Raw genomic sequence first — 13,154 nt, forward strand, 5'->3', positions numbered from 1 at the left:
GATCACCGCTGCACCGGTGTCTTCGTTGTCGACTTCATCCCAACTCAGCATGGAAATACTCCTTCCTGGTACTCGAAAAATAAATGTTTTTGCAGGCTACAAGGCATTGAAATACTGCGCGTAGTGTGGTCGGTAAATACCGATGCTGCACACTATGTAGTGGTCTGATCTGTTTGTGGGCACACTATATGGGGTGTGACAACGTTGGTCAACGCACAAGATGTGCGGTCATAGGTCGCTGCCACACACAAATTCAGCCGTAGGCGGGTCATGAAACATCACTCCACATATGTCTATATCGAATAAATAAATAGATATTTATTCCTTTTAATATTCTATCCGGCAGCGCATTTTGAGGGCCTGCGCATTCGTGCGGATTGACCCAACAGCCAAAAGGAAAGCCGACATGACCATCAAAGCGATCAACGTGCGCAACCAGTTCAAAGGCGTGATCAAGGAGATTCTGCTGGGGGAAGTGGTGTCGGAAATCGACGTGCAGACTGCGTCGGGCATTGTGACGTCGGTGATCACCACGCGCTCGGTGCGTGACCTGGAATTGAAAGTGGGCAGTGAGGTGATTGCCTTTGTGAAGTCCACAGAAGTGTCCATTGCCAAGTTGTAAACGCCCAACAGGGTCAGGGAAAGGCGTGGGGCAGTGCCCTCAGTCAACTCGATTGAAAATTTCCCTGACCTGATCCTCGGGCATGACACCTTTGCCCGTTCCCTCGATCAGCTCAAACGTGCCATCAGCATTCACCGTGATGCCCAGGGAGCTGGCCAGCGTGACGCTGACGCCGGGCCGTGCTTGAAGCAGTGTCCTGAGCGGTTGTTCGCCCTGCAACGATTGCCCGATGGTGGTGGCCATGCCTTGCAGTGAACCTGAATTGACCCCGCCTACCAGAATGACCTGCCCACCTTTGTTCAGTGATGCGTTCAATCGATCCAGCAACGCTTGGGTATTGCCGCCCCGCAGGCCCAGTTCCAGGTTGCTGCCGGTCAGGTGCATCAGCGTGCGGGTCTGGTAACGCGCACCGTCCCAGTCGGTGAGCACCGCAATGGCCGAGCAGTCGGTCAGGCTGCGGGTGGAGAGCACGTCGTTGCCGCTCGTGAGTGTCGTGGCTTCACCCATGGCCACCTGCACGGTATTGGCGGCTTTCAGCTTGGCGGTGCGCCCCAACCAGCCCAGGGTAAGCCTGGCCGCGTCGGCCCTGGCCAGGTCTGCGGCCGGATGCACCTGGTTGCCAGGCAACGGTGAAACACCATGGGGGCGCAAGGCCACATCCGGTTTCACAATGGCGTTGGCTTGCTGCAGCCGGTACACCACTTCGCGCCTCTGCTCAGGGTTCATGCCCTTGCAGTGGCGCTTCAATTCGTCGATGTCGGCTTTGCTAAAACCTGAGCGCTGCAGTTGCTTGAAGGCTTTTTTGAGCGGAGCCAGCGCGACAAAGTCGGCCTTAAGGGCCTGCACAGCATGGTTGGCACTCAGAAACTGGCGGTATCCTTGCGCAAGGCTCATCTCTAGAGGCCCGCATTTCTTGAACCTGATATCCCGGGTTTGGGTTTTATCCAGTAGTGCGTAATAGAACTCGGCAGTGTCAGCCTCTACCACCAGGTAGCGCTGGCTGGCGCTGGTGACGACCACGCCTCTGAGCTGGCGCTGATCATTGCTGGCGTTGATGATGCTGCCGAGTTTGACCACCCGAGTATCGTTAGCAAGCGTGCCGGCGCTATCGCCTGTGTAAAAGCCGAAATCGGGGTCGTCAATGAGCTGGCCGTGCACGTGCGCCTTGTAAGTGATGCGTTCGCCGTTGGCGACGGGCACCAGTTGGGGGCCGGTGTCGCCTTTGACTATTTTGTGCAGGCGTTTTTCATAGACCACCGTGCGCTCGCGCGTGAACAGCCCGGCCTTGGACGGGAACAAGCGCACGTGCTCCAGGGCCTGCAGGCGTTCTTGGGGTTTGGGCAGGTCGGCGATAAGTTTAACGAAACACTCGTCCTGGATGCCGCGTCGCACCCGCCCACCCGCAGCGGGCGCAGGGCAAAGCGCCTCAAAGCCCTCCAAAGGCTTGGCGTGTTCTGCTGCTTGCAGGTCGGTCAGCTCGTCAGGTCTTGTATTGAGGTAGCGATACACCCGACCACGGTCCACCAGGTCATAGCCATTGGCGCGTGGCAGGGTATAGGCACTGGGGCTCAAAGGGTGTTCGATGACCATTGCCTGCCGGCCGTCGCTGAAAAGCTCCCGAGTCAAGGGGATCGTGGCCGGTTGCTCAAAAGCAGGCTCCTTCACGGTACCGCCCACGATGGCAAACAGCTCATTGAGCGCGCCATCCAGTGCGGCAGTGCTGCCGTGTTTGCGCTCGGCCTGCGTGTCACCCGTGATCGATTGCTCGACACCCAATTGGGCTTCTACAAGGCCGGCGGCGGCCGCGACACCGACCACAACCGGCTCGCCAATCACTGCGAACTTGGCCGCCAGGCCGGCGGCTACGGTCAAATCGTTAAGCCAGGTATCGCGGGTGACCTCGCTGTTGGACTTGATCATGACGTCTGCATCGCGGGACATGCGTTCGCGGGTGGCTTCTTTGATCACGCTGAACACGTCGCCGTGAATGCGCACATTGGCGCTGTCGATAACGGTCCCTTCCAGGGTGTCCCAGTAGCCGCTGGCCAAGTAGCGAACGGCGCTGTCCGCGCCTTTGTTCGAGCGCGAATCGCCAGTGATGAAGGATTTGAAATCGCTCCAGAACCCCAAGTCGCTGTCTTGTCGGTCCCTGAGGGCGAAGTGCGATTGCAGCGCCTGGCGCGTCTCGGCATGCCGGCCTTGCTCGGCCACCCATTGGTCCATCGCGTCCAGGGAATCAAAGCGCAGGAAAGCGGGCTTGTGCCCCGGCATATACAGGACCTGCACGCCGTCTCGACGATCACGCAATTGCCCGTGGCTGCCGTAGTCAGTGGCGGTGAAACGCAGGATGTCGTGAGCGGGGCGCCCGTTGATGTCAAACACGTGAACCCGTGTGCGGCCTTCTACCGGCGCTGTCGCTCGTAGTTGTTCGACGCTCAGGGCTTGGTTTTCATCCAGGGGCAGGTTGGCGGCGGCGCCCATCACCAGGCGGTAATCATCGCGGGTAAAGCGCTGCTCGGCCGGCATGTTCAGGCGTTCGGCGGGTGAGGCGCGCTCGTAGGCCTTGAGCTGTTCACGGGCCTGATAAATGAACTCGCCTTTCAAGGCGGTGCGGTAGTCATCGCCATGGTCGTGCCAGAAGCGTTCGAGCTTTTGAGTCATGTGCGCCTGAAAGTCGGTTTTCCAGCTTTCATGCATCAGCTGGGAAGGCGCCAGCGCAAACTGGTTATGGGCGCCATAGCCGCCTTGGGTACTTTGCCCGCGGCCGACCGTGTACAGGCCGGCCTGCTGGTCAAGCACGCCGGGCAGTGCGTCGTGTTCGCTGAAGTTGCTCAACAACGCGTCCGGCAGCGCCTGGGAAACCGTGGGTTCTTCCCTCAGATGTTCCCAGTCGGTGACGGTATTGGCACTTTGTGCTTGCTGGAAGCGATTGAGGAAGATGGCGTCGGCATCGACCTTGCGCCCAATCAACTTGAACACCAGCGCCTCGGCCCATTGCTTGGCTTCGTCGCGGACCCTGGGCAGCGCAGTGTGCGTGGCCTGCAACAGCTGCCGGTAGAGGGCTTTCTGGTGGTCTACCGATGTACTGCGGTTTTGCCTCAACGCCGGTTTGCGTGGCGGTTGCGGAGGCTCCACTGAGTAGGCCGGCAAGGCCTGCGGGGTATCGCCGGCGATGGGTTTGAAATCCCAGGCAATGAGGGGGAGTGGGCGTGGCGGCAGAATCATCGACGGGCGGCTCCGGGAGAATTTCAATGGCACAGCGGGCAGCTAAGCCCGGTATGTGCGGAAAATCTCCCGTGCGGTTCCGACCGACGTCAGCGGTTTTGTAAGCTGATCTGCATGCGCTGCACGCCTTCCTCCAGCATCGCCCGTGGGCAACCGAAGTTCAGGCGCACGAATTGCTGGCTGTCATCGCCAAATTCAATCCCCGCGCTCAGGCCCACCTTGGCCTGCTCCAGAAAGAACTGCTGCGGGTCATCAAGACCCAGGGCGCTGCAATCGAGCCACGCCAGGAAGGTGCCCTGTGGCGCATGCATCACCACGCCGGGCAGGCGGGTTTTTACCGCGTCGAGCAGGTAGTCGCGGTTGGCTTGCAGGTACTGCACCAGCGCGCTGAGCCACTCGGTGCATTCGCTGTAGGCGGCGCGTGTGGCTTCCAGGCCCAGGGGGCTGACGCTGTCAACCATGCCGCAGCGCGCCTGATTGAAACGCTCGCGCACCTCGGCGTTCTGGACCACGGCGAAGCAGGTCTTCAGGCCAGCCACGTTATACGCCTTGCTCGCTGACATCAGCGTGATGGTGCGCTGGGCGATCTCGGGGCTGAGGCTGGCGGTGGGGATGTGGCGACGGCCGTCGAAGCACAGCTCGGCGTGGATTTCGTCGCTGATGATCAATGCGCCGGTGTCCAGGCAGGCATTGGCCACCGCCAGCAGCTCTTCACGGGCAAACACCTTGCCGATGGGGTTGTGCGGGTTGCTCAGCAACAGCGCCCCGGCCCCGCTCAAGGCTTGGCGCATGGCCGGCAGCGGTGTGCGGTACTCGCCATCGATCAATTGGAACGGCACTTCGATGCGTGGCAGGTTCCAGTTGCCGGGCGCCAGGCGAATCGGCCGATAGTTGGGGGTTTGCAGTACCACCGCCTGGCCGGGCTGGACGAAAGCGTGCAGTGCCATATTGAAGCCAGGCTCGACGCCGGGCAGAAACAGCAGTTCTTCAGGCTGTACGCGCCAGGCGTACTTGGCCCACAAGTCGGCAACGATAGCGTCGCGCACGTCCGGGCCGGCCACGCTGTAGCCGAGAATCTGCTGGTCGAGGCGCGCGTGCAGGGCTTGCAAGATGGCGGGCGGCGCGGCGATGTCCATGTCAGCGATCCACATCGGCAGGACGTCTTGCGGGTAACGGCTCCACTTGGTACTGCCGGTATCGAAGCGTGGGTGGATCGTGTCGAAATCAAAGCTCATGGACAGGCTCGTATCAGGGCGGCGGTAAAAGAATGGCGCCGATTCTAGCGCCATTAATTTTATAGACCAGAGCTGATTGCCGACTTGCGCAGCGGTGTGCGTTCCATGACCGACAAGTTCTGTAATAAAAACGCCATTGCACTGGGGATTAAATCGGCTAGGAGCTATTTTGGTGCATCTCAATAATCAGAGTAGCCATGGATGAAATACCAACCCTTCAGTCACACGTTGATTGCGACCGCGCTGGTCTTGACGGTCAACGGTGTGCACGCAGCTTCCCAAGCCCCGGTTGCGGGTGAAAATGGCATGGTGGTCACGGCCCAGCACTTGGCAACCCACGTGGGTGTCGATGTGCTCAAGGCCGGCGGCAACGCGGTCGATGCGGCGGTGGCGGTAGGTTACGCACTGGCGGTGGTGTACCCGGCGGCGGGCAACCTGGGCGGCGGTGGTTTCATGACCGTGCAACTGGCGGACGGGCGCAAGACCTTCCTCGACTTCCGCGAAAAAGCCCCGTTGGCGGCGACGGCCGACATGTACCTCGACAAGGCCGGCAATGTGGTCGAAGGCCTCAGCGCCAAAGGCCATTTGGCGGTCGGCGTACCGGGCACGGTGTCTGGCATGGAGCTGGCCCTGAGCAAGTACGGCACCCTCAAGCGCGCCCAAGTGATTGCCCCGGCGATCAAGCTGGCGGAAAACGGCTTTGCGCTGGAGCAGGGCGATATCGACCTGTTGCACACCGCCACCGGTGAGTTCGAAAAAGACCAGGACATGCGCGGGATCTTCCTGCATAACGGCAAACCGATGCAGGTGGGCCAGAAGCTGGTGCAGAAGGACCTGGCCAAGACCCTCAAGGAAATCTCGGCCAAGGGCACCGACGGTTTCTATAAAGGTTGGGTCGCCAAGGCGGTGGTGGATTCCAGCCAGGCCGGCAAAGGCATCATCACCCAGGCCGACCTCGACGCCTACAAAACCCGCGAACTGGCCCCCATCGAGTGCGACTACCGTGGCTACCATGTGGTCTCGGCGCCGCCACCCAGCTCGGGCGGTGTGGTGATCTGCCAGATCATGAACATCCTCGAAGGCTACCCGATGGCCGATCTGGGCTATCACTCGGCCCAGGGCCTGCACTACCAGATCGAAGCGATGCGCCATGCCTACGTGGACCGCAACAGCTACCTGGGTGATCCGGACTTCGTGAAGAACCCCATCGAGCATCTGCTGGACAAGAACTACGCGGCCAAGTTACGCGCTGCCATCGAGCCGCAGAAGGCCGGTGACTCCCAGGCGATCAAGCCAGGTGTGTCGCCCCACGAAGGCAATAACACCACCCACTATTCCATCGTCGACAAGTGGGGCAACGCGGTCTCGGTGACCTATACCCTCAACGACTGGTTTGGCGCCGGGGTGATGGCCAGCAAGACCGGGGTGATTCTCAACGATGAAATGGATGACTTCACCGTCAAGGTCGGGGTGCCGAATATGTATGGGCTGGTGCAGGGCGAAGCCAATGCCATCGCACCGGGCAAGGCGCCGTTGTCATCGATGAGCCCGACCATCGTCACCAAGGACGGCAAGGCAGTAATGGTCGTTGGCACACCGGGGGGCAGCCGCATTATCACCGCGACCTTGCTGACCATCCTGAATGTCATCGACTACAAGATGAACATCCAGGAAGCCGTGGATGCACCGCGCTTCCACCAGCAATGGATGCCGGAAACCACCAACCTTGAGACCTTTGCCGTCAGCCCGGACACCCAGAAGATCCTCGAAAGCTGGGGCCACACGTTTGCCGGCCCGCAAGATGCCAACCACCTGGCCGCCATCCTGGTAGGCGCGCCTTCCCTGGAGGGCAAGCCGGTGGGTAACAACCGTTTCTATGGGGCCAATGACCCGCGGCGCAACACGGGCTTGTCGTTGGGTTACTAAGGAACTGGCATTGTCTCTGTAGGAGCGAGCTTGCTCGCGAAAAACTCACAGGCGCCGCGTTTATCCAGAAAACACGCGTTATCGTTGACGTTTTTCGCGAGCAAGCTCGCTCCTACAGAGGGCAAGGTAGATCAGAAGGTGTATTGCAACTCCCCCGACACCGACGCCTGCAGCCGCTGCTCCACAATCGGGCTCTTGCCGGCCTTGTCCGCCAGGTATTGCACATCCAGCAAGGTCGAGAACTGCGTGTGTTCGTTGATCGGCACGCTCCATGAAAGGCTCATGCCATTGCTGATATTGCCGGCACTTGCCTTGTATTCCTTGAAGCGGCTGCGGGTAGCCTGGTCGGCAGTCACGCCGTACCAGGTTTGCAGGTAGTTGCGGTCACCGAAGTGGCTGTTGATGGCGGCATCGACGCAGCCGTAGCGGCCTTCATACAGATGGGTACCCAGGCTCAACTCCAGATGGGTAAAAGCCTTGCCGGTTTCCTTGTGTTTATCTTCTTCAAGCGCATGTTCCAGGGTGGCACCGATGATCACACCGCCGAGGTTGTAGGCGGCACTCACTCCCAATTGCGGACGTGACTTGATCTGGCCCATACCTTTGAGGCGTTTGGAGCCGGCCTGCATGCTTTCATTTTTATCCTTGCGCGAACCGCTTGCGCCAACGTATGCGCTGAAGCTCAGGGCATTACCTTCGTAACCCCAGCCCAGGCCCGTATCAGTATCGAGGAAGACGCCCCAGGGGCTGATGATTTTGCCGCCGAGTACAGGCGCCGTCATACGTTCGTCGCTGCCACTGTAGCGGGGTGCGTTGGCCATGCCGGCCTTGAGGCTGTATTGCCAGTCTTCGGCAAGCGCCGTATCGGCGGCGGCGAGCAGGCACAGTGAGGTCAATGACAGGCACAGGTTTTTTGCGTGCATCAGGTGTTTCTCCTGGTTAGAAATTCGAGGGTATGTGGGGTGATTGGGTACGTTTGAAGGAATAACCCGAAGCGCTCAGCCCGTTGACCTGGCGGCTGACGGTATCGCCCAGGCCGTAGCCGTTGCCGGCCAGTACCGCATGGGCGTTGTCGATGGGCAGCAGGATGTAGTCGGTCAGCGGCTCGCCGTGCAATTGGCCGCGAATCACCAGAAAGCCGTCCTCCTGACGCACGCTGATGCCACTCAATGGCGCGTCGGGTTCATGGCTGCTGAGCACCTGATAGGTGCCGACCGTGTTGGCCCAGGCGGCAGGCAAGGGCGGTGGCTCGATGCGTTCACCGATGGCAATGCGTTGGCCGTGGCTGCGCGCGGTGAGCATTTGGCGGCCTTGTACCTGGATCACATCCAACTGCACGCGGCCCAACTCGCCCAGGTCCTTGCGCCAGAAGCCGAGGATCTTTTTCTGCGCGCGCAGCCAGCCTTGTTCATCACGTAACAGCTCGAAATCGTAGCCGGCCAGTTCGCCGGTCAAGCGCGCATGCTCATCCCTGATGCGGAACACGCCCCAGGCGGTCGCATAGAAACCAGCCAGGCGCTTGCGATCCACCGCCGCCGGCACATGGCGCAGCTTGAGGCCGTGGCTCGGGGCCTGGCAGTCATCGGCGCACACAGGCTGGCCGGTCTGTGCCTGGAGCATCAGGCGCAGGCTGTCGGTGGTCAGTGACACCACCATGTCTTCGGCGTTGCTGTCGTTGGCCATGATGATCACCGCCAGCTGCTGATCCGGTAGCAGGGTCAATTGGGCGACGAAGTCATCGCCGCCACCGCTGTGCTGGTAGGTGCGCACACCGGGGCCGATGGGCTCGTCACCGCAGGGCGCGAGAAACCAGCCCAGGCCGATCTGGCAGTCGAAATCCAGGGCGTTGCCGGTGTTTTGCTGGGTAAACATGGCGTCGATAGAAGCGCTGCCGAGGATTTGGCTGCCCTTGTAGGTGCCCTTGGCAAACAGCATGCGTACGTAGCGGCTGAGGTCTTTGGGGCTGGTCCACAGGCCACCGGCGGCGAGGTCACGCACTTGGGCGTCGGTGCTGGCCTTGCCGTCCTCGTAACCATGGGCGCGAAAGCCCATTTGCGCACCGGTGCCCACGAAGCTGGACTGGTTCATTCGCAGGGGCGTGAGCAGGCTGCTTTGCAACTGGGCTTCAAAGCGTTTACCGCTGCTGCGCTCGATGGCCGCGCCCACCAGTGAATAACCAAGGTTGGAGTACGCCACCTGGGACCCCGGCAGGCTGCTCAGCCACACACCCGACACGCGCATCGGCATTTGCCCCATGGCGTAAGTGCTGCGCAGGTCGCGCAGGTGCTCGCTGGGCAAGCCGGACTGATGGCTGAGCAAGCGCCGCAAAGTGATCGCTCGATCCGCCTCGGCCTGGTCGCTGTGAAAGCGTGAACGTACGTAGAACTCACGCAGGGTCTGCTGGATCGGTGCATCCAGCGCCAGGTGGTGCTGCTCCACCAGCTGCAGCGCCGCCGTGGCGCTCAGCAGTTTGGAAATGCCACCGGCGCGAAACGCGGTATTGGGCGTGACCGGCACCCCCTGGTCTTTGTCAGCCAGGCCAAAGCCACGGGCCCAGATCAGCTCCTGGCCATTGACCAGCGCAATCGACAAACCTGCCACATTGTCCCGAGCCATCTCCCGGGGAATGCGGGTTTGCAAGTAGCGGATGATTGCGCCGTAATCGCCTTTTTGAATCGGCGGCGGGGCAGGCGGTTGCGAGTGGCAACCGATACTGCCCATCAGGCAACCCAAGAGCGGAATACCGCGCAACCTGCGAAACATCAAGAGCACCCGAGCGATGGTTTGGATGCTGGAATGCTAGGCCGGCGGGGGCTTGGAATCTTTGAGTGCTTTGTCGGGAAACTGTCAAAGACTGTTAACAGCCACCTGTAGGAGCGAGCTCGCTCGCGAAAAACGCACAGGCGCCGCGTTTATCCAGAAAACACCCGTTATCGTTGAGGTTTTTCGCGAGCAAGCTCGCTCCTACAGAATCAGGGCATCAACGTGGCGATCAGCGCGCGAATGGTCCCTGGCAACGCTTCCAGCTCACGTACCAGGATGCTGCGCTCGCGAATCGCCCAGGGTTCGTCGAGCTTCACGGTCACCAGCTGCATGGTGCGGCTGTGGCGCAGGGCGGCGGACTCGGGAATGATGCCGATGCCCACGCCGGCCTCGACCATCCGGCAGATCGCCTCGAAGCTCGAGACCTGGATACGCAGCGACAATTGCTTACCCAGGCGCTCGACGTGTTCGCGCAGGAAACTCAACAGCGTGCTGCCTTCATGCAGGCCGATGTGCTGATACGCGAGGGTTTGCTCAAGGGTCACTGAAGGCAGGTCGGCCAACGGATGCCCGACCGGCACCATCAGCACCAGTTCATCGGTGCTGAAATGCAGTACTTGCAAGCCGGAGGCTTCCACGGGGCCGGCGATGATACCCATGTCACTGGTGCCATCGAGCACCCCGCGCACGATGTCCCGTGACAGGCGTTCCTGCAGGTCGACGGTGACGCCGGGGCGCTGTGACAGAAAGCCTGCCAGAACCTCCGGCAAAAATTCGGTGACCGCCGTGGTGTTGGCGAAGATACGGATATGCCCGGCCGAATCTACGCCGTATTGGGTGAACTCGCTTTTGAGGTAATCCACCTGGCGCATGATCAACCGCGCATGGTGCAACAGCCGCTCGCCTGCCGGGGTGATCTCCACGCCCCGGCTGTCGCGGTACAACAGGCGCGTGTCGAGCTGGCCTTCCAGGGCCTTGATCCGCGCACTGGCGGCAGCCGGCGACAGGAAAGCGCGCCTGGCGCCCTGGGTAAGGCTGGGGGATTCGGCGATATGGATAAACAGGCGCAGGTCGGCGAGATCGAAGTGCATGCAAGGCTCCCGGTATAAACACCAAACCTCATCACAATGAAGATCCAAATGTGGGAGCGGGCTTGCTCGCGAAAGCGGTGGATCAGCCAATGTATTCAGTGACTGACACTGCGCTTTCGCGAGCAAGCCCGCTCCCACAGGGATATGCGGTGTTTTTCAATTAATGGCGTTCAGCATAACCGAACGCTGGTTTATTGAAATGCAAATTCTCAGAACGGGCAGGCCCTTGCATGATCCACGGCAGACACCCACTGCCTGAGGATCTGCACCCGATGAGCGCCACTGATTGGATCGGCCGAAGTGAGACCGCCCACGACCACCTGAGCCATAACCTGCTCAAGCGTATCGCCGCCACGTTCGGTGAAGCCGTGCCTGCCGATGGCGACGCGGTGCCTGCGTTGTGGCAATGGTGTTTTTTCCAGGACCCGTTGCCCGAATCGGCCCTGGGCAGCGACGGTCACCCGGCACGCGGTGGGTTCCTGCCACCGGCCGATAACCGCAATCGCATGTGGGCCGGTGGGCGCCTTGAGTTTTTGCACCCTTTGCGGGCTGGCGAGGCGGCCACGCGCGTATCCACCATCACCCAGGTCGAAGAAAAAACCGGCCGCACCGGTTCACTGTTATTCGTCACCGTGCGCCATGACTACTCCCAGGACGGTCGCCTGGCCATCCGCGAGGAACAGGACATCGTCTACCGCGAACCCACGCCACCCAAGGCGGGCAGCGGCGACGCGCTGGCCCAAGGCGAATGGACAGAAGCCGTCGAGCCGACGCCGACCTTGTTGTTTCGCTACAGCGCCGTGACGTTCAACGGCCACCGCATTCATTACGACTACCCCTATGTCACCGGCACCGAAGGCTATGCCGGCTTGGTGGTGCATGGCCCGCTGATCGCCACCTTGAGCCTGCGCGCGTTCTGCCGGGCGCACCCCGAAGCGACCCTGCGCCGCTTTGCCTATCGCGGTGTGCGCCCACTGACCGCGCCACAGCCTTTTGAGGTGGGCGGGCGCATCACCGCAACTGGCGTCGCAGAACTCTGGGCTGGCAACACTGAAGGCCTGGCGCAGACCGCCCAGGTGCATTTCGAATAACCCAATAACAACAGGCGGAGAGCCGTTAATGAATGCCCACGACACTGAAGAACTCAACGCCATCCGCGACGGCGTGCGTGCCTTGTGCGCCGAATTCGATGCCGCTTACTGGCGCAAGATCGATGAAGAAAAGGGCTTCCCCGAAACCTTCGTCAAGGCGCTGACCGACGCCGGTTGGCTGTCGGCAATGATCCCCGAGGAATACGGCGGTTCCGGCCTGGGCCTGGCCGAAGCCTCGGTGATCCTTGAGGAAGTCAACCGCTGCGGCGGCAACTCGGGCACCGTGCATGGCCAGATGTACAACATGTTCACCCTGCTGCGTCACGGCAGCGAGGCGCAAAAACGCTTCTACCTGCCCAAGCTGGCCAGTGGTGAATTGCGCCTGCAGTCGATGGCCGTCACCGAACCCACTACCGGCACCGACACCACCAAGATCAAGACCACGGCGATCAAGCGCGGCGACAAGTACGTGATCAACGGCCAGAAAGTCTGGATCTCGCGGGTGCAGCATTCCGACCTGATGATCCTGCTGGCACGCACCACGCCCTTGGCCCAAGTGCAGAAAAAATCCGAAGGCATGTCGATCTTCCTGGTGGACCTGCGCCAGGCCATCGGCAACGGCCTCACCGTGCAGCCCATCGCCAATATGGTCAACCACGAGACCAACGAGCTGTTCTTCGACAACCTGGAGCTGCCCCAGGACAGCCTGATTGGCGAGGAGGGCAAGGGTTTTAAATACATCCTCGATGGCCTGAATGCCGAGCGCACCCTGATTGCCGCCGAGTGCATCGGTGACGGCCGCTGGTTTATCGAAAAGGCCAGCGCCTATGCCCGCGACCGTGTGGTGTTTGGCCGGCCCATCGGGCAGAACCAGGGCGTGCAGTTCCCGATTGCCGAGGCGCATATCGAGATTGAAGCGGCGGACCTGATGCGCTGGCGCGCCTGTGAGGAATACGACAGCGGCAAGAACGCCGGGGCCAGTGCCAACATGGCCAAGTACCTGGCGGCCAAGGCGTCCTGGGAAGCGGCCAACGCCTGCCTGCAAACCCACGGCGGCTTCGGCTTTGCTTGCGAGTACGACGTGGAGCGTAAATTCCGCGAGACCCGCCTGTACCAGGTGGCACCGATCTCCACCAACCTGATCCTGTCCTACGTGGCCGAGCATTTGCTCGAACTGCCGCGCAGCTTCTGAGGGCGTTGA

Annotated in this window: 9 protein-coding genes; 4 read left to right on the plus strand and 5 right to left on the minus strand. The window is 61.0% G+C overall.

The features are described from left to right. The first annotated feature begins 406 nt into the window (after positions 1-406). Positions 407-622 (plus strand): molybdopterin-binding protein, encoded by a 216-nt coding sequence (locus tag A7K61_RS18130; protein ID WP_003173733.1) that lies wholly within the window; start codon positions 407-409, stop codon positions 620-622. A 39-nt stretch (positions 623-661) separates the two neighbouring features. Here the strand turns inward: A7K61_RS18130 and A7K61_RS18135 are convergent, their stop codons facing one another. After that, a complete protein-coding gene (locus A7K61_RS18135) occupies positions 662-3,847 on the minus strand; it encodes a dermonecrotic toxin domain-containing protein (RefSeq protein ID WP_069558084.1) in 3,186 nt (1,061 codons plus the stop codon). Between the two features lie 89 nt (positions 3,848-3,936). Further along, the gene (locus tag A7K61_RS18140) at positions 3,937-5,082 is read right to left on the minus strand and encodes a MalY/PatB family protein (RefSeq protein ID WP_044273629.1); all 1,146 of its coding nucleotides are present in this window, start codon (positions 5,080-5,082) and stop codon (positions 3,937-3,939) included. A 201-nt stretch (positions 5,083-5,283) separates the two neighbouring features. On the opposite strand from A7K61_RS18140, the gene ggt reads away from it, so the two are divergent. Beyond that, the gene (gene ggt, locus A7K61_RS18145; RefSeq protein ID WP_069558085.1) at positions 5,284-7,008 is read left to right on the plus strand and encodes a gamma-glutamyltransferase; all 1,725 of its coding nucleotides are present in this window, start codon (positions 5,284-5,286) and stop codon (positions 7,006-7,008) included. A 131-nt stretch (positions 7,009-7,139) separates the two neighbouring features. Here ggt and A7K61_RS18150 read toward each other — a convergent pair whose 3' ends face one another. The 3 genes from A7K61_RS18150 to A7K61_RS18160 form a co-directional block, all read right to left on the minus strand. Further along, positions 7,140-7,931, minus strand: coding sequence for a MipA/OmpV family protein (locus tag A7K61_RS18150; RefSeq protein WP_047710770.1), 792 nt, complete (start codon positions 7,929-7,931; stop codon positions 7,140-7,142). A gap of 16 nt (positions 7,932-7,947) precedes the next feature. Then, positions 7,948-9,771, minus strand: a complete 1,824-nt coding sequence (locus A7K61_RS18155) for a serine hydrolase (protein WP_047710771.1) — start codon at positions 9,769-9,771, stop codon at positions 7,948-7,950. A gap of 209 nt (positions 9,772-9,980) precedes the next feature. After that, complete coding sequence (locus tag A7K61_RS18160) at positions 9,981-10,862, minus strand: LysR family transcriptional regulator (RefSeq protein ID WP_047710772.1); 882 nt, start codon at positions 10,860-10,862, stop codon at positions 9,981-9,983. A 272-nt stretch (positions 10,863-11,134) separates the two neighbouring features. Here A7K61_RS18160 and A7K61_RS18165 point away from each other — a divergent pair, with 272 nt between their 5' ends. Together A7K61_RS18165 and A7K61_RS18170 are read left to right on the plus strand one after the other, a co-directional pair. Beyond that, positions 11,135-11,953: a MaoC family dehydratase N-terminal domain-containing protein gene (locus tag A7K61_RS18165; protein ID WP_047710773.1), complete on the plus strand. Its 819-nt coding sequence runs from the start codon at positions 11,135-11,137 to the stop codon at positions 11,951-11,953. Positions 11,954-11,981: 28 nt separating this feature from the next. Next, the gene (locus A7K61_RS18170; RefSeq protein ID WP_044273635.1) at positions 11,982-13,145 is read left to right on the plus strand and encodes an acyl-CoA dehydrogenase family protein; all 1,164 of its coding nucleotides are present in this window, start codon (positions 11,982-11,984) and stop codon (positions 13,143-13,145) included. Positions 13,146-13,154 lie beyond the last annotated feature (9 nt).

Source organism: Pseudomonas sp. AP42 (assembly GCF_001728935.1).
Lineage (GTDB): Bacteria > Pseudomonadota > Gammaproteobacteria > Pseudomonadales > Pseudomonadaceae > Aquipseudomonas > Aquipseudomonas lactis.